The organism is Kocuria kalidii, assembly GCF_044462225.1.
Taxonomy (GTDB): domain Bacteria; phylum Actinomycetota; class Actinomycetes; order Actinomycetales; family Micrococcaceae; genus Kocuria; species Kocuria kalidii.
In genome coordinates this window covers 1-20,018 of record NZ_JBISWJ010000008.1, presented here as the reverse complement: position 1 = coordinate 20,018, position 20,018 = coordinate 1, and the positions used below count along the sequence as shown (strand labels likewise).

Below are 20,018 nucleotides of genomic sequence, written 5' to 3'. Positions count from 1 at the left end.
TCAGCGGTCCCGGGGTCTCATCCCCGGAGAAGACGCAACAGGAGTCCCACGCCGAGCAGCAGGGTCCCGGCCGCGGTGAGCGACCACAGCCAGCGGTACGGGGCGACGAGGGACCAGCGGTGCGGGTGGCGGGCGTGGTAGTAGACCGTGACCTCCGCCCCGGCCCCGGGGTCCGCGGGCGGTGGGCGCAGCCAGGGTTCTTCGTGGATCTCGTACCGGGTGGTGTACCAGCGCAACCGGTGCCGGCCGTCCTCGACCAGGTGCACGGCGACGGTCCTGACCCACCAGGCGTACAGGCACCGGACGAGCAGCGCGGCCACCAGCAGCGCCACTCCTGCCGTGAGGCACGCGCTGCTCACCACACCGGTGAAGGCCGTGTCGCTGAGCTCGGTCACGGAGCGAGCCTACGGGCTGCACGCCCCGGAGGGCCCGATCGGGGTCGTGTCCGCGCAGAGCTTCCGGCAGCAGCCGACCGGGCTGCCCCCGCTGCGAGCCCTCCGGCGGCGGCCGGGAGGAACATATTGACGAACGTCGATGCTGGTGGCACTATGTCACATAGACGGCTGTCGATTTGAATGAGCAGCCGTCCCACCCGGAAGGAGACCGTCATGTCCAGAGTCCAGCTCGCCCTGCGTGTGGCCGACCTCGAGCGCTCCATCGCGTTCTACTCCACCCTGTTCGGCACGGCCCCGGCCAAGCGACGCCCGGGCTACGCCAACTTCGCCGTCGCGGAGCCGCCCCTGAAGCTCGTGCTGCTGGAGGGGGAGCCCGGCGAGGACACCCGCATGGACCACCTCGGCGTGGAGGTGGAGAGCACGGCAATGGTCGACGCGGCCGCGCGCCGACTGGCCGACGCCGGCCTGGCCACCCGGCCGGAGGAGCAGACCACCTGCTGCTACGCCGTCCAGGACAAGGTCTGGGTGACCGGTCCGGGCAAGGAGCCGTGGGAGGTCTACACCGTCACCGCCGACGCCCGGCCCGACCTCGAGGGCCGCACCGACCGGGAGGCCTCCGCGGTGGACGGCGACGGCGCCTGCTGCCCCGCCGGCGCCGCACCGCAGCCCTGACACGCGGGCCGCAGGAGGCGTCACGGACGCGAAAGCCCTTGGTGAGCAACATGTTGCACGAGTAAACTGGCACTCTCAGCTGTTGCGCCTCGACCCCGGGACCTCGTTCCCGGGGTCACCGGTTCCCCGGTGGCACACCCTGCTCCCGGGGAACATCTCCCGGTCGACCGGGGGTCGACCGACGTCCCCGGCACATGCCACCTGCACCCGTGCCGACGAACCACCTCACCACTTCGGGGCCACCACCATGAAACACTCTCTCGTCTCCCGCACCCTCACCGGCGCATCGGTCACCGCGCTCGTCGCCGGCGGGCTCGCCGTGGCCGGTCCGGCCCACGCCGCGACCTCGCAGCCCATGTTCTCCTACGTCCAGGGCTGGCGCGTGGACCAGCACGTGCGCGAGCTCGCCGACGTCAACGGCGACGGCCGCGCCGACGTCGTCGGCTTCGGCAACACGGGCGTCCAGGTCGCCTTCGGCCAGGCCGACGGCACCTTCAGCACGCCGCGATCGAGCGTGCGCAACTTCAGCGCCGCCCAGGGCTGGACCGAGGAGCGGCACATCCGCACGCTGGCCGACGTCGACGGCGACCGGCTCGACGACATCGTGGGCTTCGGGAACGCCGGGGTCTACGTCGCCTACTCCCTGGGCGACGGCCGCTTCACCACGCCGGAGCTGAAGGTCCGCGACTTCGGCTGGAACCAGGGCTGGCGGGTCGACAGGCACCCTCGGGAGCTGGCCGACGTCGACGGGAACCTGACCGCTGACATCGTCGGGTTCGGCCACTCCGGTGTCCACATCTCGCACGGCGGGACCGACCGGACCTTCTTCGGCACGGGCAAGCGGCTCGACAGCTTCGGCTGGGAGGACGGCTGGCGGATCGAGAAGCACCCCCGGATGCTCGACGACATGGACGGGGACGGCACGGCCGACATCGTGGGCTTCGGCCACGCCGGGACGTACGTCTCGTACTTCTCGCGGCCCGGTGACACGTTCACCCAGCCGGAGCTGGAGATCCGCAACTTCGGCTACGCCCAGGGATGGCGCGTGGAGGACCATCCCCGGATGCTGGCCGACGTCAACATCTACGCCGTCGAGCCCATCGCGTCCGCCGACGTCGTCGGCTACGGCTACGCGGGGGTCTCCACGGCGTACTCGCTCAACCACGGCGAGTACACCGGGGTCGAGCTGGAACCGCGCAACTTCGGGCAGGCGCAGGGGTGGGACGGCGACCGCCACCTGCGGACCCACGCCGACATCAACGTCGACGGGATCCAGGACCTGGTCGGGTTCGGGAACGCCGGGGTGTACGTCGCGCACGGCCGGGCCCAGAACACCTACGGGCCCGTGTACCTGAAGGTCGACGCCTTCGGGTACGAGGACGGGTGGACCGAGGAGCGCTATCCGCGCCTGCTCGGCGACGTCAACGGCGACGGCCGTGACGACGTCGTGGGCTTCGGTCACTCGGCCACGTACGTGCAGCTGTCCTGAGCCCGCCGGCCGCGATCCGTCGCGGCCGCCCACGGTGCCGCCCCCGCCCCTGCGGACGGGGGCGGCACCGTGCGCCGCCCGGCGCGTGCACCCGCGGGCCCGGCGGCAGGACGACCCCTGCGGACCTCCGGACGCTACCCGACCGGCTCCGCGCCGCGCTCGTGGACGTAGGCGGCCATGGTGACCACGGTGACGAGCTGCGCGGCGACCACGACGAAGGTCCAACCGGCCTCCGCGACGACGTAGACGGCGCCGGAGACGACGAGGACCAGCTGCAGGACGCGCGAGACGGCGAGGACGTGACCGCGCTCGCCGTCGGTGTCCGGACGCTCCGGGTCGGGATCGACGGGGGCGGGCGGGACGACGCCCGCGGCGGAGGCCATCCGTGCCCAGCGGCGCCGGCGTCTCACGTCGAGGAGCACACGGACCAGCACGACGGCGTACAGCGCCGCGACGACCCCGGTGACGAACAGCATGACGGAGCCGTCGTCGTCCCCGACGCGCGTCCCCACGACGAGCCCGAGGCCCACGGGCAGGAGCCAGAGGCCCAGGAGCATCCTGTCGCGCGCGGTCAGCACGAGGCCCTCCCCCCGCTCGACGTTCCCCGTGCTCGCATCCTCGCACCGGTCGGGCCCGCGTGTCTGACCCCTCATGCGGGGATGGCGCGGGCACGAGGCCTCCGCCGGGCCGTCGGGAGACGGCCGTGCGGGGGCACTCAGCGACGGACCGGGAGCACGGCGCGGTCCGTGCGCGCAGGGGACGGGTGCGGTTGAGAAGGGGGTGCAGCCGAGGGGGTGCGGCCGAGGGGTTTCGGCCGGGGCGGGAGCCCGTCGGTGCCCGGCCCGGCGCCCCGCGGCGACCGGCACGACGCGCTCCGCACGTCACACTCCGACCGGTGTCGGCGCACGCGGCGCGTCGTGCGGTTCCGGGCCGCCCCGGAACGTACAACAAGAAGGTGCCTCGCGCGCTCCCCCACCGCGTGCCCTCCACCAGGCGATCTCCCCCCACCCCCCAGGAGCACCATGAGCAACACCCCGCCCTCCTCCCCCGCACCCGGAGGAGGCGTGGCCCCCCGCCGCAGTTCCGCCGCGGGCACGTGGATCGTGGCCGTGCCGCTGCACCTCGTCCTCGCGATCGGGCTGGTCGTCGGGTGCACGTCCAGCACCGCGTCCACCGACCCGGACGCCGACCCGGGCACCGTGACGACGGTGCCCGCCACCCCGTTCCCGTCGCCGAGTGCCACGGCCGGCGCAGCTCCCTCGCCTGCTGCGTCGAGGACCCCGGGATCGGTCACCACGGTGACCCCCGCACCGGAGCCGTCGGAGACCCCGGTCCGCGCCGTCACCCCGCCCTCGGGCGCTTTCCTCGCTCTGGAGGACCTCCCGGTCGCCGCCGCCGGGACGATGTCCGACTACGACCGGGACGCCCTGTTCGGCGGGTGGATCGACGCCGACGGAGACTGCGAGGACTCCCGCAACGAGGTCCTGGCGCGGGATCTGACCGGGGTCGTGTCCGCCGACGGGTGCCGGGTCGACACCGGCACCCTCGCCGACCCCTACACCGGCGCGACCATCGACTTCGTGCGCGGGGTCGCCACGTCCGGCGACGTCCAGGTCGACCACGTCGTCTCGCTCGGCAACGCCTGGGTCACGGGGGCGCGCCGGCTCTCCCCGACCGACCGGGTGGCCCTCGCCAACGATCCGCTGAACCTGCTGGCGGTCGACGGCCCGACGAACGGATCGAAGTCCGACAAGGACGCCTCCGAGTGGCTGCCCCCCGACCGGGCCTTCGCGTGCGACATGGTGGCCGTCCAGATCGCGGTGAAGGCCCGCTACGGACTGTGGGTCACGGCCCCGGAGAAGAACGCGATGGCCGAGGTGCTCTCCGGCTGCCCCGACCAGCAGCTGCCCGGCGGCACCCCGTTCGGCGACGTCCCCGGTGGTGCGGCGCCGGCCGAGGCCCCGGAGGGTCCGGCGCCCGCCCCGGCCGACGTGCACTACGCCAACTGCACCGCCGCCCGGGAGGCCGGCGCCGCCCCGCTGCACCGCGGTGACCCCGGCTATCGGAACGCCATGGACGGCGACTCGGACGGCGTCGCGTGCGAGTAGGACGAGCGAACGACGCACGGACGAGGAACAGACGGACGCACGGACGGACGACCGGTGAGGGCCCAGGACCCCCGGTGAACGCCGTGCGCTGCACCCCCGCCCCCCCATCCCCCACCACGAAGCTGAGGCACCCCATGAGCACGAAGGCCGTCGTCACCTGTCTGTTCCTCGCATCCGGTCTCGCCCTGGCCGGATGCTCCGACGATTCCGGGATCCAGGAGGCCACCGCCGCGGCCCGGTCGTCGGCCCCGTCCTCCCCCGCGGGGACCGCGCCGGACCCCTCGTCCGAGCCGAGTGCCGGGCCGAGTGCCGAGCGGACCGCCGAACCGACCGCCGAACCGGCCGAGGAGTCCGGGCCGGCGCCGGCGGAGCCCGGTGCCGCCGACCCGTGGACCGCGTTCTCCGCCACCCCCGAGGGCCGGCAGCACGCCGGGACCGTGTCCGGGATCGAGCAGCAGCCCGCGCAGGAGGGCGGTCTGCTGCACCGGCTCACCGCGGATGTGAACGACCGCTCGGTCGCCGTCGACATCTGCCGGGCCTACCAGTCCGCGATGGGCACCGGGCAGGACCGGATCGACGTCGTCGACACGGCCGGCCAGCTCCTGGCCTCCGCCACGGGCGACCCCAGGACCTGCCGGGTGGAGGTGAACACCGGCGTGGGGGCGGTCCCCTTCCCGGAGAAGTTCACCTACGACGAGGCACTGGCCGCGTGGCAGAACGGGGTGCCCTACTACGACGCCTTCTGCCTCAACTACGAGCCCGTGACGGCCGCCGGCGCCGCACAGTGCGCGGGCATCGAGAACGGCACCGTGAACAGCGTGACCGGCGAGTACATCGGCGGGTGACCGGCGGCCCCGAGGAGCCGGACCGGTGCCTCAGGTCCCGCAGTAGGTCGTGTACGGGCCGAAGGTGTCCGGCGCGGGCTCGGCGTAGCGGTCCAGGCCGGGCCGCTCCACGTAGGGGTCCGTCACGGCCTCCAGGAGCCCGGTCAACGGCTCCGGATCTCCTGCGGTGGCGGCCTCGAGCGCCTCCTCCACCAGGTGGTTCCGGGGGATGTACACCGGGTTGACGCGGTCCATCGCCGCGGCCTCCGGGCCCAGGGCGCGCCAGCGCTCCACCCAGGCGTCGACGGCCGGCAGGTCGAGGAACAGTCCCCGCACCGGGCCGGTGTCGCCGCGGGCGGCCCGGCCGAGGAGACGGAAGAAGGACGTGTGGTCCACGCGGTCGGCCGCCAGCAGGGGGAACAGCTCGTCGATCAGCTGCTCGACGAGATCGTCCCCGTGGTCGCCGGCGAGGCCGAGCTTGGCGCGCAGCCCGGCCTTCCACACGGTGCTGTACTGCCCGGCGAACCCGCGGAGGGACGTCTGCACCTGCTCGACGGCCCGGTCCTGGTCCTCGTGGACGAGCGGCAGCAGGGTCTCGGCGAGGCGTGCGAGGTTCCACTCCGCGACCACGGGCTGGTTGCGGTAGGCGTACCGTCCGCCCACGTCGATGGAGCTGTAGACCGCGGCCGGGTCGAAGCCGTCCAGGAAGGCGCACGGCCCGTAGTCGATGGTCTCGCCCGAGATGGTCGTGTTGTCCGTGTTCATGACCCCGTGGACGAACCCCACCAGCATCCACTGCGCCACGAGCTCGGCCTGGGCGGTGACGACCGCCTCGAACAGGGCGAGGTAGGGGTTCTCCGCCCGGGCCGCGTGCGGGTGGTGGCGGCGGATCGCGTGGTCGGCGAGCCGGCGCAGGAGGCCGGGATCGCCCGTCGCACGGGCGTACTGGAAGCTCCCCACGCGCAGGTGGCTGCTCGCCACCCGGGTGAGCACGGCTCCCGGCAGCAGGGTCTCGCGGCGCACCTGCCGTCCCGTGGCCACCACGGCGAGGGACCGTGTCGTGGGGATGCCCAGCGCGTGCATCGCCTCGCTCAGCACGTACTCGCGCAGCATCGGGCCGACCGCCGCGAGGCCGTCGCCGCCGCGGGCGAAGGGCGTGCGCCCGGAGCCCTTGAGGTGGAGGTCGCGGCGCCGGCCGCCGGCGTCCACGACCTCGCCCAGCAGCAGCGCGCGGCCGTCGCCGAGCCGCGGGGAGAACGAGCCGAACTGGTGCCCGGAGTAGGCCTGCGCCACCGGCCTGGCACCCTCCGGGACGAGGTTCCCGACCAGCAGGCGCGTCCCCTCCTCGCCGCGCAGCCATCCCGGGGCCAGGCCGAGCTCGGCGGCCAGCGGCTCGTTGAGCACGAGCATCCGGGGATCGGCGACGTCGTCGGCCTGCCAGGGCACGGAGAGTTCCCCCAGCTCCTGGGCGAAGCGGCTCTCGAGGGTGATGGCGGACAGGGGTGCGGTGCTCACCCCGTCCACGCTACCGGACGCGCCTGTGGCCGCGGGGTGCGTGCCGGGGCCCGGCGTCCTTCAGGGCCGTGCGGCGGCGCGCAGGACGGCCACGAGGAAGTCGCTGTCCTCCCGGAACGGGCGCAGGTCCCAGGTGGACAGGAGCAGGTCGGGCACGAGCCCGGCCCGCTCGGCGTCCCGCAGGAACTCCGGGAACGGGTAGCCGCGTCCGGCGCCGAAGCCCACGGCCGCGCGCCCGTCGGCGGCCAGGTGGCGACGGAGGCGGCGCAGCACCTCGGTACGGGTGCTGGGGGCCAGGAAGGCCATGACGTTGCCGGCGCACACCACGGCGTCGAAGGGTTCCGGGACGCCCCGGGCCGGCAGGTCCAGCTCCGCCAGGTCCCCGACGAGCCACCGGGGACCGGGGTGGTCCTCCCGTGCGGCGGCGACCAGGGAGGGGTCGACGTCGACCCCGACGACGGTGTGCCCGCTCCGGTGCAGGTGACCACCCAGCCGACCGGGGCCGCACCCGGCGTCGAGGATCCGCGATCCGGGCGGGACCATGGCCTCCACCAGCCGCGCCTCCCCCACGATGTCCTCACCGGCGGCCGCCAGCGCCCGGAACCGCTCGACGTACCACGACGAGTGCCCGGGATCCGCCTGCACCTGCTGCATCCACATGCTCTGCTCCACCACCCCGCCAGGCTACCGCCCGCCGGGCGGCACCGAGCACGGTCGCCGGGTGCTGCCCGCGCCGCCCCGCCGCCGTCCCGGCGTGCGGGGCCCGGGTCAGTCCTCGTCCTCGACGAGCTCCCCCGCCCAGGCCTCCCGGCCCTCGGCCCGGCCGGCCACCGGTCCGCAGCCACGGAGACAGGCCACGTGGGCCGAGACGGTGGACCGGGCCCGGCCGGTCTGCTCCACCGGATCCCGGACGCGCGCCTCGCCGTCGGCCAGACGGGTGGGGTCGGACAGGGAGCGGAACAGGGCCACGGCGGGCTCCAGCCCCGTCGTCCAGGAAACGTTCGTCACGGCTCGACACCGTCGCTGGAGGACGATCGATCAGACGTGTCCCGAGAACCGTGCTCCGTGCCGTGGAGCGGTGCGCCCGCACCGGTGGGGAGGACGGATCTGCCCGGGCGATGCACCGACGGCTACCCTGGGTCACTGAACGAGCTAGGGGAAGCAGAGACCTGGAAGCAGGTGCAGGCTCGCGCAGGAACCCAGGAGGAGACCCATGTGGACAGGCCGGGCGGATCCCTGTCGGCGCCGCTGCCCGGCAGGGCAGGGACGGCCGTGACGGCCGGGTCGGCACCCGGCAGGACGGAGCTCAGTGTGGGGCAGCTTGCCGCCCGCAGCGGGTTGTCGGTGTCGGCGCTGCACTTCTACGAGCGGCAGGGGCTCATCGGCAGTCGGCGCACCTCGGGCAATCAGCGGCGCTATCCCCGGTCGGTCCTGCGGCGGGTGGCGGTCGTCAGGGCGGCCCAGCAGGCGGGCATCCCGCTGGCGACGGTGGCCGCGGCGTTCGAGCACCTGCCGCACGACGGGGTGCCGGACCAGTCCGACTGGCAGGAGCTCTCCGGTGCGTGGCGTGACGAGATCGAGGCCCGGATCGCCCAGCTGGAGCACCTGCGCGACCGGCTGGACGGGTGCATCGGGTGCGGGTGCCTGTCGTTGTCGGCGTGCAGCCTCATCAATCCGGACGACCGCCAGGGTGCCGCCGGTCCCGGAGCCCCCGCGCTGGAGCCCGCCGAGCCGCGGCGTGAGCCGCCGCACAGTCCTTGACCTCAACCACGGTTGAGGTCCTAGCGTCGTCACTGTCCCGAAGAGTTCGGGGACCGGCAACGAAAGCGCAGGCATGACCATCTCCTCCCTCAGCGCGGCCACGACCACGGTCGGCGGCGAGCTGTTCAAGGACGCCTTCCGGGCCCACCCGGCCGGGGTCGCCGTCGTCACCGCCGCCGGGCCCGACGGCCCGGTGGGGCTGACCGCCTCGTCCGTGGCCTCGGTGTCGGCGGACCCGCCGGCTCTCGCCTTCTCCGTCTCCGAGGGTCGCTCGGCCTCGCAGCTGGCCGGGGCCGGGACGGTGGTCGTCCACCTCATGGGCGCCCAGCAGCTCGACCTGGTCCGCGCCTTCTCCACCCGGGGAGCGCCGCGGTTCACCGATCGGATGGACTGGGAGCTCCTGGCCTCGGGTGAACCGCTGCTGCGGGCGGCGCCGTGGGCGCTGCGGTGCGAGATCGCCCACCGCGTACCGGTGGGCGGGTCGGTGCTGATCGCCGCGACCGTGCTCGACGTCCGCACCGTGGCCGGCGGTGGCGAGCCCCTGGTGTACCACGACCGGGCCTTCCACTGCCTGGGCCCCCACTCCCGCCTGCCCTAGCCGGCACCCCGGTCGGGACCGACGACGATCCCGGGCTCGGGACGGGCGTTCCGTCCCGGACCGGGTCCGGGCGACCGCCGCACCGGGCGGCGGTGTCCCCTACGGCTCGGCACGACCTATCGGATCTCCTCCACCACGCTGGTGCCGGTGCCCGGCCGGGACTCCCAGGCCCAGGACTCGTGGAACCGGACGCGCCCGTCGGCGAGCACCTCGATCCGCGAGGTGCACTGCCCGCCGGCGGTCCCACCCGTCACGCTGAGGTGGGCGTAGCGGAACTCCAGGGTGTCGTCGGTGCGCGTGCCCACGAGGAAGCCCCGGCGGACCGCTCCTCCGGCGTAGTCCGCCCAGATCGCGTCGCCCTCCTGGTGATAGGTGAAGACCGTGGTGGAGCCGACCTGTCCCGCGGCCGAGTTGCTGACACCGGCGAACCGGCGTCCGTCGATCCGTGCGGTCCTCGGGTCCTGTGCGGCGATGTCGTCCATGGCCCCATGCTGTCAGGGCGTTCCGGGGCTCCCGGCCGTGACGCCGCCGGCCTCGCGGTCCGGGACGTCGGCGAGATCCTCCGCCGTGCGGTGGGAGAACCCCCATCGTTCCCTGGGAGTCCTCGCCGGGGGCCGTCCGCTCTGCTATAGCTGGAACCCCGCTGCACCGACGAAGGAGTGCGTCATCGTACGGAGGAACGCCGTGACCGGTCCCGGAGTCCCCGGACCGGTCCCGACCCGGGTTCCGGCCGGCACCGGCCCCCACGTGGTCACCGTCCGGCACCCGGGCAGGCCCCGGTGATGACCGCCGACGGGGCGCCGGGACGCCGCCGCCCGGCCCGGGCGCTCCTGGGGCTCCTCCTTCTGCTCGGGATCCTCGCCGGAGCGCTGGCGCTCCTCGGGCCCGGAGTGCTCAGCGCCCTGCGCCCGGGGGACGACTGGCTGCGGTGGGGCTCCGAGTGCACGGTCGAGACCGCGGACGGGGAGGTCGGGCTCGACCGCGAGGAGGCGCAGCGGGCCACGACGGCAGTGGCGCTCGCGGCCCGCGGGGCGGAGAGCCCGGACACCTCCGGCATCGAGCCCGCGGTGCTGGAGCGCCTGGCCGACGGGCCGCCCGGTGACGCCGGCGCGAGCCTGGCCTGCCGGGGCTCGGCCGCCGGTGACCTGCCGGAACAGCAGCTGACCGGCACCGGCCTGACACCGCGCGCCGAGCAGCTCCGGGAGGCGATGACCGAGGTGTTCGGCGACCAGAGCCTGGGCGGGTTCGCCCCGGGGGGCATCGGCCACGGCCACGGAGAGGAGTCGGCGCACTACGACGGCCGCGCCGTCGACGTCTTCTTCCGCCCGGTGACCGAGGAGAACCGGCGTGCGGGGTGGCTGCTGGCCCACTGGCTGGTCGCCCACGCCGAGGACCTGGACGTCCAGTACGTCATCTTCGACGACCGGATCTGGAGCGCCCACAGCTCACGGGGGCAGTGGCAGGACTACGACGCACCGGAGCCGTCCAACGAGATCCTGCGCCACCTCGACCACGTGCACGTGGACGTGCTGCGCGGAGGTCCCGTCTGAGGAGGAGGCCGGGCATAGGCTGGCGTCACCATGCCGATCACCGATGTCCGCGACGAGCAGTCGCCCGCAGCGCCGCGATGCCGTGCGGGACGCCCGCCCACCGCAGGCGCGTGCCACGAGGGCGGAGCCGTCGTCCGAGGCCTCGGCCGGTGGTGAACACCTCGGTCTGGCGGGCCCCGGGGATGCCGCTGCTGCTGACGATGACCGTCCTGGGCTTCTCGGGGTACGCGGCGCTGCTGGCGGTCGCACCGCTGTGGGTGGTCCACGGCGGGGCCGACTCCGTCGGCGCGGGGCTGGTGAACGGCGTGCTCATGCTCTTCACCGTGCTCACGCAGCTGGTCGTCCCCGGTGCGCTGCGCCGCTGGGGCTGGGCACCGGTCCTCGTCACGGGCATGCTCCTGCTGGGCCTGCCCGCCCTGGCGCACGGCGTCAGCGACGCCCTCGGACCGACCCTGGCGCTCTCCGCGGTGCGTGGGCTCGGCTTCGGCGTCCTGACCGTGACCGGCAGCGCCCTGGTGGCCGAGCTGGTGGAGCCGCAGCGGCGCGGGAAGGCGATCGGTGCCTACGGCCTGGCCATCGCGGGACCGCAGATCCTGTTCCTGTCGGCGGGACCCTGGATCGCCGAGCACCTCGGCTTCGGGGTCGTGTTCGCCGTGGCGGCCCTGCCCGTGGCCGCTGTGGTGCCCGCCATCGGTCTGGCCCGGATGCTGGACCACGTCCCGGAGGAGGACCGGGAGGAGGACCAGGAGAAGGTGCGGGCGCCCTACGTGCTCCTCCTCCCGCCGATGGCCCTGCTGATCGGCGTGACCCTGGCCGGCGGTGCGCTGATCACCTTCATGGCTCAGATGAGCAGCAGTGCCGTGCTGACCGCGCTGGCTCTGCTGCTCATGAGCGTCGCCGCAGCGCTCGCGCGCTGGCGGGTCGGTGCCTGGTCGGACCGGTTCGGACCGCGGAGGTTCATCGCGCCGCTGGTGCTGCTGACCACGGCAGGCATGACCGTGATCGCCTGGGCCGTCCGCGATCCCCGGGCGACCGAGGCCCCGGCGCTCATGATCGGCGCGGCGATGGTGGGCATCAGCTACGGCGGCCTGCAGAACCTCACCCTGGTCGTGACCTTCCAGGCGGTCCGCCGGCAGCACTACGGCCCCGCCAGCGCGGTCTGGAACATCGGCTTCGACGCCGGGACCGGTGCCGGTGCCGTCCTGGTGGGCATGGTCGCGGCAGGCACCTCGTTCAGCACCGCGCTGCTGGTCGCCGGAGCGCTCTCGCTGCTGACCCTGCCGCTCGCCCTGCGGCGGCGCCGTTCCGGGGCACCGGTGGACTGACACGTCCGACACGACGGCCTCGGCCCGGTCCTCAGGGCGTCCCGGGACCGGCGGTCGCGCCCGGCGGAGCCCCGGGGAGGTGCTCGAGCAGCGGGGCCAGGGCCGCGCGGACGGCACGCAGGGACTCCTCCGCGTCCGGGCCTGCCGCGATGAGCACCAGGGCCGGGCGCCCCGGGGCGGGCCGGCCGGGCGGGCGGGATCGCACGTCCACCCGCCCGCCCGCGAGCTGGACCTCGTGCCACCGTCCGTCCGTGCCCCGGAGGATGCCCTTGGCCCGGACGAGCCGCTCCACCCGGCCGGCCAGCACTCCGGCGAGCGCCTCCACGTCGAGAGGACCGGGACACTCGAGGACGGCGGACACGTGGACCGCGGCGTGGTCGTCGCGCTCCGCGAGGACGTCCAGAGCGGCGTGGTCGTCCGGCTCCGCGAGGACGTCCAGAGCGGCGTGGTCGTCCGGCTCCGCGAGATCGTCCAGAGCGGCATGGTCGTCCGGCTCCGCAGGGTCGTCCGGCTGCGCAAGGGCGGGATCGGGCGGCGCGCCGCCGTCGTCGGCCGCTCCCGGGGCCGAGCCCGCGAGGGCCTCGGCCGCCGTGGCACCGGGATCGGCCGGGTCCTGCAGGAGGAGCCGCGCCCGCGGCGCGGCGCGGCGGCACGCCTCCGCCGCGTCCGCCACCTCGGGGGGCAGGGCCAGGTCCGTCTTCGTCACGAGGACCACCTCGGCCGCGGTGAGCTGCCGCCGCACCGTGTCCCCGACGTACTCGTCCCCCAGCAGCCGCCGCACGGCGGTCGCGTCCGCGCAGACGAGCACCGGGCCGGGCGAGAAGCCCGGGAAGTCCCGCCACGCCGCCAGCTGCCCGGGGTCGCCCACGCCGCTGACCTCGCACAGCACGTGGTCCAGGTCCCCGCGCGCGGCCAGCGCCGACATGGTGCGGGCGGCGTCGTCGCTGATCTGGCAGCAGATGCAGCCGTTCGTCAGTTCGACCGTGTCCCCGGAGGCCGACGCGATGAGGTCGGCGTCGATGTTGACGCTGCCGAAGTCGTTGACGACGACGGCGACCCGGCCGGGCAGCACCCCGGCCAGCAGCCGGTTCACGAGCGTGGACTTCCCGGAGCCGAGGTAGCCTCCGATGATCCCGAGCCGGGCGGTCACGGCGCGGGGGCTGCCGCGGGGGCCGGGACCCGGGTGGCGTGGTGCCGGCCGCCGACCACCGTGCCGAGGACGTGGATGTCCCCGATGTCCTCGGGCGCGACGGCGAGCGGGTCGTCGGCCAGGACGGCGAGGTCCGCGAACTTGCCGGCCTCGAGCGAGCCGACCTCGTGGTCCGTCCTCAGCAGGTAGGCCCCGCCGATCGTGACGGCCTCCAGCGCCTCCTGCACGCCGATCCGCTCGTGCTCCCCCATGACGCGCCCGGACACCGTCAGCCGGGTGACCGCGTGCTTCACCGAGTGCAGCGGGCCCAGCGGCGTGACCGGGGTGTCCGAGTGCAGCGAGATCGGCACGCCCAGCCGCAGCGCCGTGGCGGCGGCGTTCATGCGCGCGGCCCGGTCGGGGCCCACCGTGAGGTCCAGGTGCTGGTCGCCCCAGGCCCAGATGTGGTTGGCGAAGATGTTCGCGCACGCCCCGAGGGCGGCCATCCGCCGGTACTGGGCGGGTGTGCTCAGCTGCGAGTGCGTGCAGGTGTGCCGGTGGTCGGGACGGGGGTGGGCGGTGAGGACGGCCTCGAGCGTGTCGAGGAACAGCTGGGTCGTCTGGTCCCCGTTGCAGTGCACGTGCACCAGCAGCCCGGCCCGGTGGAACGTCTCGAACGCCTCGTGGAACTCCTCCGGGCTCACGGCCCAGATCCCGTTCGGCTGGTCGCCGAAGTAGCCGGGCTCCAGCAGGCGCGCCGTGAAGCCCTGGATGGAGCCGTCCAGCATGAGCTTGACGTTGCCGAAGCGCAGACGCTCCGTGGAGAGTCCGCGGAGCCGCACCAGCCGCTCCGCCGCGTCGGCCAGGGAGAGGGCGACGCGGCCGACGCCGGCGCCGAAGTGGAACACGTTCAGCCGGGCCGGGTAGTCCTCGTCGACGGTCGAGCGGTACAGGGCCACGCCGTCGTCGTCCATCAGGGTCGTCGTGCCCAGGTCCGTCAGCGTGGTGGTGCCCGTGTTCACGCCGTCCTGCGCGAACCGGCGCAGCGCCCGCTCGTCGACGTCCAGCAGGCTGGAGCCCGCCGTGAGCTCACCGACGAGCGCCATCGCGGCGAACTCCCGCAGCTCCCCGGTGGGCTTCCCGGTGTCGTCCTTGACGACCCCGGTGACCGGCGTGGACGCGTCGATCCCGAACCGGTGCAGCACCGCGGTGTTCACCGCGCACACGTGCCCGCTGGTGTGCGCGACGTGGACGGGGCGCGTGGCGGAGACCCGGTCCAGCTCCGCGGCGGCGAGCGGCCGGCCCGGGAAGTAGATCGGGTCCAGGCCCCAGGCCAGCAGGGGCTCGTCCGGGGCCTCCAGCTCCGCCTCGGCCTCGCGGAGCCGGTCCAGCACCTCGTCGATGGTCCGGCACCCGGCCCAGCGCCGGCCGTCGGGGTCGGTGCGGTCCACGAGGCCCACGTAGGTGCTGGCCCACACGTTGCCGGAGCCGGCGTGGCTGTGCGCCTCGACGAAGCCGGGGAGCAGGACGGTGCCGGCGTAGCGCTCGTCGAGCACCGCGCCGGGGTAGGACAGCAGCTCCGCGACGCCGCCGACGGCACGGATCCGGTCGCCGCGCACGGCGACGGCCTCCGCCGTCGGCCGGGACGGGTCCATCGTGCGGACGATGCGGGCCGGATAGACGGTCGTGGGCTCCATGGGGTCCTCTCGACGGCGGACTCGGACGTCCGCGAACTGGCCTCAGTGTCTGGCGTCGCGGCCGGCCGTCGCAAGCGCCGGCTCCCGGGCGACGGGCCCCGACGACGGAGCCCAGCAGGGGGCTGGAAGGCCCCGGGGTGCACGGCTCACGGTGCGACCGGGCCCTCCACCGGCACGTCGTCCTGGCGGTCGCGGTCGCGCCGGAAGGCGTGGAAGTACGCGGTGACCTGTTCGTCCCGCGAGTGGGACGTCAGGAGGCTGACCACCACCAGCAGCACGGCGGAGGCCACGAGACCCGGCGCGATCTCGTGGAGGCCGAACGGCTGGCCGGCGAGGCGCCAGAGCAGGGTGGCTGCCAGGGCCCCGACCGTGCTGACGACCACGCCGGTCTTCGTGGCCCGCTCCCAGAACATGGCCGCCAGGACGGGCGCGACCAGCGCGGATGCCGTGAAGGACAGCGCCACCTGGTAGATCCCGATGATGTCCTCGACCCACAGCGCGATCAGCAGGCCGAGGACGGCCATGAAGCCGACGGACAGGCGGGAGACCCGCAGGATCTTCTGGTCGTCGGCCGTGGGATCGACCCACCCCTGGTAGATGTCCTTCGAGATGTTGATCGCCCCGCTGAGCAGGAAGGAGGTCGCGCCGGTGAGCAGGGCCGCCAGGAGCGACACCATGAAGAGGCCGCCGATGGAACCGGGGAACACCGCCGCGACGAACGAGGTGTAGATGGTGTCCGGGTCCGTCCCGGCCGGGAACGCCTGGACCGCGGCGATGCCGATGAAGATGGCCAGGAGCGCGATGAGGCCGGAGATGACGAACCCGGTGACGACGGCGGAGATCCCCACCGTGGTGGTCCTGGCCGCGGTCAGGCGCTGCCAGGTGGTCTGCCAGACGATGTAGAACGGCCCGAAGACCAGGAACCAGTTCAGCAGCTCGGTGAAGCCGATGCTGCCGAAGCTCAGCAGCCGCTCGGGCGTGGCCTCGACGACGGCACCGGGGCCCCCGACGTACGCGATGCCCATGACGAGCGTGATGACGACGCCGGCCACGATGACCACGGTCTGGACGGCGTCGGTCCAGGCCACGCTGGGCATGCCCCCGATCAGGGTGAAGGCGAGGGTCACCGCGAACCCGAGGACGATGCCCCAGAAGGACGGCAGCTCGGTGATGGAGGAGAGGATCGCGCTCATGCCCACCAGCTGCATGCCGAACGTGGGGGTCATGTAGAGGAACCCGATGATCAGTGCCGGGACGAGCGCGGACAGCCTCCCGAATCGCCGCGCGAACAGTTCGGGGACCGTGTAGAGCCGCAGCCCGCGGATGGTGGGCCCGAGCACCAGCACCGCGACGACCGTGAACAGGGTGAAGCTGATGGCGGTGATGAAGTACGAGATCCCCATCTCGAAGCCCTTGCCGGCGCTGCCGATGAGCGCCGCGGATCCTGTCACCGTGGCGATGACGGACCCGCAGATCGGGAAGAACCCGAGACGGAAGTCGGCCATCACGTAGTCGTCGGCCGTCCTGACGGTCCGGGCCGATCTGACGCTGACGGCGAACAGCAGCAGGAGAAAGCCCACTATCCACACGAGATACCAGTTCATGCGCCGCACCACCGTTCCTGTCGGAGTTCCCTGGACGTCGGTCCTGCTCGGTTGCGCACGGCGTGCCTCACCCCCCGGTGGTGGGACTCATCGTCCGGTCGTTGGCCTCACCGTCCACGGGGTGCACCACCCGATCGTGTCGCGGCGGACCTCGTCGGAACGGCGTCCGAGCACGGGTTCATCCTTGCCGCGAGGAGGGATCCTCACAAGTCGGCGGGCAGCTGTCCGCGGAGCCGGCCACGATGAAGCGGCTCCTACTGTGGGCGGGACGCCGCGCCGTCGAGCCAGAGCTCGTCCGACTCGTCGCGGTGGGCGCCCCCGCTCCCAACGTGCTTCGGGTTGATGCCGGGGCCCTTCGTGATCACGTGGACCAGGGCCATGGCGTGGCCACGGCCGAGGCCGTAGTCGTCCCGGAGCCACTCGAGAATGGGGGCCGCCCTGGTCGAGGCGTCGAAACCGCGTTCGTGCGCCAGGTCGACGAACTGCCGCGGCGTCAGCCCCGTTGTCGCTTCGATGCTGTCGAGATAGGCCTGGAACGACATGCGACCACCTTCGGCTCTGGGCACGGGCACGGGGCGCGCTGCGGAATGTCCAGTCTCACCACCGTCGTTCCGGTGGTCAAGGAGACCCCTGGCCCTGCGTCTCATCGGCGCCACCGCGCTCATCCGGTGGGCGAGGGCGCGGTGACGCCGCCTCCGGCGTCCTCCGCTGCCTGCCGCGCGTACGACGCCGAGACCCGGCGGTAGACCGGGGTCAGGAACGCCAGCAGCGCCGCCAGGATCATGATGAGGCCGGCCACCAGGAACACCAGGGCGATCCCGCGGGAGGTGCCCTCCCCCAGCAGCGGCGCCAGCTGGGCCGAGCCCTCCGCCGACCGCGCGTACGGGATGATCCAGAACTGGGCGATCGGCGCGATGAGGAACGCGGTGATCGGTGCCGCCGCGGACTCGAACGCCATGGCGAACCCGAACACCCGGCCCTGCCGCTGCAGCGGCACCACCCGCTGGATGATCGTCTGCTCGGCGGCCTCCACGAACGGGAACAGGCACATGTAGAGCCAGATGCCGGCGATGTACAGCCATGCCCACTCCCGCAGCGTGAACACCGCACCGAGGACCCCCATCGCGATCACCGTGATGAGCATGGTGCGCAAGGGGTTGGAGCCGAGTCCGAACTTGCCGATCAGCGCGCCGCCCACGATGAAGCCGGTGGCGCCGAGCGCGAAGAAGGCTCCCCACAGCTCCACGGGGAACAGTTCCAGGCCGTAGGGATCCATCAACGCCATGTAGACGCCACCGATGAAGTTGTTGAACGTGGAGAACAGGATCAGCGCGAACAGTCCCGAGACGGCCAGCACAGCGGCGTAGGAACCGCGCAGGTCGAATCCCCCGTGCGCGTCCGTGGCGGCCGGGCGCACCTCCTCGGGGATGCTCAGCGTGAGCAGGTGTGCGAACGCCAGCGCCGTGAGCACCACGGCGACGACGATCGTCCAGCCCATGCCCATCAGCCCGATCGACAGCCCGGAGAGCACCGAGGTGACGATGAACATCAGTCCCTGCACCATGCCCACCATTCCGTTGGCGTTGGCCCGCCGATCCGGCTCGATGAGGATGGTCACCGTGGTGGACAGGGCGATGTTGCGCATGTTCTCCACCACGCCGCCGATCAGAATGACCAGGGTGAAGAGCCAGAACCACGGCTGGGTCAGGTCCAGCAGCGAGGCCGTGGGCGTCAGCAGGAACATGACTCCGGACAGCGCGAACATCACCAGCGTGAAGCCCGCGGCGAAGCGCATCACGGCCAGCTTGCGGTAGCGGTCCACGAACGTGCCGAAACTGATGCTGGAGAGCGCGATCAGCAGCATGTACGCGCCGCCGATCACTCCGGTGGCGATCACGTTGCGCGTCTCCAGGTACACCCAGAACGTCAGGGAGAACCACAGGTAGCTGGTCGTGATGTTGGCGAGCGCGGTGTTTCCCAGGATCCCGGCGAAGGTGCGGGAGCGCTGGGCCGGAGTGCGCAGGGACGTGTCGACGGCGCCGGGGTCGACCAGGTCCGGGGCCTCTGCGTCGTCGACCGGAGCGGGCGTGACGGTCGCGTCCGCGGGAAGTGCCGCACGGCCGGCGGGGGCCGCAGCGGCCCGGGACAGACCCGGATCCTGCTCGTTCATGCGGCCCAGTGTAGTGACGGCCGCGGACACGCTAACGGATTCGGGGCAGACGACGGAACACCCCCGTGCTCCTGGGGATGGCGGGGCCGGAGCGCGGGGTCAGCTGGTGCGGGCGGCCCGGCGACCCGCCGCCTTCCGGACCGGACCCCTGGACTTCCGCCCGTCGGTCCGGCGGACGACCCCCCGCCGTGCTGAGCGCGAGACCGTGATGGACGCCGCGATCGTCCCGGCTCGCACGATGCGTCGGGACCGGTGGGGCCGGGTGTGCCGTCGTCGGCGTGCGAGGGTTGACGCCCGGGTTCCGTGGCGGGACCATGGTCCGCCTCGGACGTCTCAGCACCACACCGGAGGACACCACCATGGGCATCATCCAGGCCGACATCTTCCTCACCCTCGACGGTGTCTACCAGGCCCCGGGCGGGCCCGAGGAGGACCGTGCGGACGGCTTCGCACTGGGTGGCTGGCAGGGGGCGTACTTCGACGACGAGTCGGGCGAGACGATCGGTGCCGGCATCGCGCGTCTGGATGCGCTGCTGCTCGGTCGCAGGACGTACGACATCTTCGCGGGCTACTGGCCGGCCCACGGCGACGACGACCCGATCGCCGCCACGTTCAACGCCGTGCCGAAGTTCGTCGTCTCGCGTACGCCGACCGACCCGTCGTGGGAGGGAACCATGGCGCTGACGGACGTCGCGACCGAGGTGCGAGCGCTCAAGGACCGGTTCGAGGAGGTGCACGTCATCGGCAGCGGCAACCTGGTGACGACCCTGCTGCGGGAGGGCCTCGTCGACCGGCTCCACCTCATCCTCTATCCGCTGGTCCTGGGCTCGGGCAAGCGTCTCTTCGGCGACGGCACCGTCCCGGCCGCCTTCACCCCGGTGCAGGCGCCGCGCGCTTTTCCGAAGGGAGCGGTCTCGCTCCTCTACGAACGGGCCGGCGACCCGGTCACCGGGGTCGACGTCTCACAGCGGCCGCAGTAGGCGGCCGCCGAGCGTCGCGCACCGACCAGCCCCGTCCTGGGGACGACGACGGGCCGGCCCGGTTCCGGCATCGCAGGCCGCGCGGACGAATCCCACCTCGATCACGTCGTCGGCCACGCCGTGCTCCGAAGGGAGAGTGTCGGTCGGACATCGGCGGCCGTCTCGGTGTCCGCCGCCCCACCCCGCTGGGGCGGGCCGGCG

General features: G+C 73.3%; 20 protein-coding genes. 9 read left to right on the top strand and 11 right to left on the bottom strand.

The window, feature by feature from the left end; all coding sequences use genetic code 11:
* Window positions 1-17 precede the first annotated feature (17 nt).
* The gene (locus ACH9D3_RS01005) at window positions 18-395 is read right to left on the bottom strand and encodes a hypothetical protein (protein WP_396409521.1); all 378 of its coding nucleotides are present in this window, start codon (window positions 393-395) and stop codon (window positions 18-20) included.
* 213 nt (window positions 396-608) lie between these two features.
* Here ACH9D3_RS01005 and ACH9D3_RS01000 point away from each other — a divergent pair, with 213 nt between their 5' ends.
* Together ACH9D3_RS01000 and ACH9D3_RS00995 are read left to right on the top strand one after the other, a co-directional pair.
* Window positions 609-1,067, top strand: coding sequence for an ArsI/CadI family heavy metal resistance metalloenzyme (locus ACH9D3_RS01000; protein WP_396409520.1), 459 nt, complete (start codon window positions 609-611; stop codon window positions 1,065-1,067).
* 247 nt (window positions 1,068-1,314) lie between these two features.
* Window positions 1,315-2,556: an FG-GAP repeat domain-containing protein gene (locus ACH9D3_RS00995; RefSeq protein WP_396398021.1), complete on the top strand. Its 1,242-nt coding sequence runs from the start codon at window positions 1,315-1,317 to the stop codon at window positions 2,554-2,556.
* A 134-nt stretch (window positions 2,557-2,690) separates the two neighbouring features.
* On the opposite strand, the gene ACH9D3_RS00990 is transcribed toward ACH9D3_RS00995, so the two are convergent.
* Window positions 2,691-3,209: a hypothetical protein gene (locus tag ACH9D3_RS00990; RefSeq protein WP_396409519.1), complete on the bottom strand. Its 519-nt coding sequence runs from the start codon at window positions 3,207-3,209 to the stop codon at window positions 2,691-2,693.
* Between the two features lie 369 nt (window positions 3,210-3,578).
* On the opposite strand from ACH9D3_RS00990, the gene ACH9D3_RS00985 reads away from it, so the two are divergent.
* Together ACH9D3_RS00985 and ACH9D3_RS00980 are read left to right on the top strand one after the other, a co-directional pair.
* Window positions 3,579-4,664 (top strand): excalibur calcium-binding domain-containing protein, encoded by a 1,086-nt coding sequence (locus tag ACH9D3_RS00985; RefSeq protein ID WP_396409518.1) that lies wholly within the window; start codon window positions 3,579-3,581, stop codon window positions 4,662-4,664.
* A 134-nt stretch (window positions 4,665-4,798) separates the two neighbouring features.
* Entirely contained in the window at window positions 4,799-5,509 is a 711-nt protein-coding gene (locus ACH9D3_RS00980; RefSeq protein ID WP_396409517.1) for a hypothetical protein, read from the top strand.
* 30 nt (window positions 5,510-5,539) lie between these two features.
* On the opposite strand, the gene ACH9D3_RS00975 is transcribed toward ACH9D3_RS00980, so the two are convergent.
* The 3 genes from ACH9D3_RS00975 to ACH9D3_RS00965 all read right to left on the bottom strand — a co-directional run bounded on the left by ACH9D3_RS00975 (window position 5,540) and on the right by ACH9D3_RS00965 (window position 8,011).
* Window positions 5,540-7,003, bottom strand: coding sequence for a protein adenylyltransferase SelO family protein (locus tag ACH9D3_RS00975; protein ID WP_396409516.1), 1,464 nt, complete (start codon window positions 7,001-7,003; stop codon window positions 5,540-5,542).
* 60 nt (window positions 7,004-7,063) lie between these two features.
* A complete protein-coding gene (locus ACH9D3_RS00970; protein WP_396398016.1) occupies window positions 7,064-7,678 on the bottom strand; it encodes a class I SAM-dependent methyltransferase in 615 nt (204 codons plus the stop codon).
* A gap of 93 nt (window positions 7,679-7,771) precedes the next feature.
* On the bottom strand, window positions 7,772-8,011 hold the full coding sequence (locus tag ACH9D3_RS00965) for a hypothetical protein (protein WP_396409515.1): 240 nt from the start codon (window positions 8,009-8,011) through the stop codon (window positions 7,772-7,774).
* A 303-nt stretch (window positions 8,012-8,314) separates the two neighbouring features.
* Here ACH9D3_RS00965 and soxR point away from each other — a divergent pair, with 303 nt between their 5' ends.
* Together soxR and ACH9D3_RS00955 are read left to right on the top strand one after the other, a co-directional pair.
* Entirely contained in the window at window positions 8,315-8,764 is a 450-nt protein-coding gene (soxR, locus tag ACH9D3_RS00960) for a redox-sensitive transcriptional activator SoxR (protein ID WP_396409514.1), read from the top strand.
* Window positions 8,765-8,837: 73 nt separating this feature from the next.
* Window positions 8,838-9,362 carry a flavin reductase gene (locus tag ACH9D3_RS00955; protein ID WP_396409513.1) on the top strand — a complete coding sequence of 175 codons (525 nt, stop codon included), beginning with the start codon at window positions 8,838-8,840 and terminating at the stop codon, window positions 9,360-9,362.
* Window positions 9,363-9,478: 116 nt separating this feature from the next.
* Here ACH9D3_RS00955 and ACH9D3_RS00950 read toward each other — a convergent pair whose 3' ends face one another.
* Window positions 9,479-9,844, bottom strand: a complete 366-nt coding sequence (locus ACH9D3_RS00950) for a hypothetical protein (RefSeq protein WP_396409512.1) — start codon at window positions 9,842-9,844, stop codon at window positions 9,479-9,481.
* A 300-nt stretch (window positions 9,845-10,144) separates the two neighbouring features.
* Here ACH9D3_RS00950 and ACH9D3_RS00945 point away from each other — a divergent pair, with 300 nt between their 5' ends.
* Complete coding sequence (locus ACH9D3_RS00945; RefSeq protein ID WP_396409511.1) at window positions 10,145-10,912, top strand: hypothetical protein; 768 nt, start codon at window positions 10,145-10,147, stop codon at window positions 10,910-10,912.
* 149 nt (window positions 10,913-11,061) lie between these two features.
* The gene (locus ACH9D3_RS00940) at window positions 11,062-12,237 is read left to right on the top strand and encodes an MFS transporter (protein WP_396409510.1); all 1,176 of its coding nucleotides are present in this window, start codon (window positions 11,062-11,064) and stop codon (window positions 12,235-12,237) included.
* Window positions 12,238-12,268: 31 nt separating this feature from the next.
* Here ACH9D3_RS00940 and ACH9D3_RS00935 read toward each other — a convergent pair whose 3' ends face one another.
* The 5 genes from ACH9D3_RS00935 to ACH9D3_RS00915 form a co-directional block, all read right to left on the bottom strand.
* The gene (locus tag ACH9D3_RS00935) at window positions 12,269-13,387 is read right to left on the bottom strand and encodes a GTP-binding protein (RefSeq protein ID WP_396409509.1); all 1,119 of its coding nucleotides are present in this window, start codon (window positions 13,385-13,387) and stop codon (window positions 12,269-12,271) included.
* Window positions 13,384-15,063, bottom strand: a complete 1,680-nt coding sequence (locus tag ACH9D3_RS00930) for an amidohydrolase family protein (RefSeq protein WP_396409508.1) — start codon at window positions 15,061-15,063, stop codon at window positions 13,384-13,386. The genes ACH9D3_RS00935 and ACH9D3_RS00930 overlap by 4 nt, the downstream gene beginning before the upstream one ends.
* Before the next feature lie 146 nt (window positions 15,064-15,209).
* The gene (locus tag ACH9D3_RS00925; RefSeq protein ID WP_396409507.1) at window positions 15,210-16,667 is read right to left on the bottom strand and encodes a sodium:solute symporter family transporter; all 1,458 of its coding nucleotides are present in this window, start codon (window positions 16,665-16,667) and stop codon (window positions 15,210-15,212) included.
* Between the two features lie 254 nt (window positions 16,668-16,921).
* Entirely contained in the window at window positions 16,922-17,209 is a 288-nt protein-coding gene (locus tag ACH9D3_RS00920; protein WP_396409506.1) for a DUF4287 domain-containing protein, read from the bottom strand.
* Between the two features lie 119 nt (window positions 17,210-17,328).
* Complete coding sequence (locus ACH9D3_RS00915; RefSeq protein ID WP_396409505.1) at window positions 17,329-18,837, bottom strand: MFS transporter; 1,509 nt, start codon at window positions 18,835-18,837, stop codon at window positions 17,329-17,331.
* A 359-nt stretch (window positions 18,838-19,196) separates the two neighbouring features.
* On the opposite strand from ACH9D3_RS00915, the gene ACH9D3_RS00910 reads away from it, so the two are divergent.
* Window positions 19,197-19,817, top strand: a complete 621-nt coding sequence (locus tag ACH9D3_RS00910; RefSeq protein WP_396409504.1) for a dihydrofolate reductase family protein — start codon at window positions 19,197-19,199, stop codon at window positions 19,815-19,817.
* The last annotated feature ends 201 nt before the right edge of the window (window positions 19,818-20,018 follow it).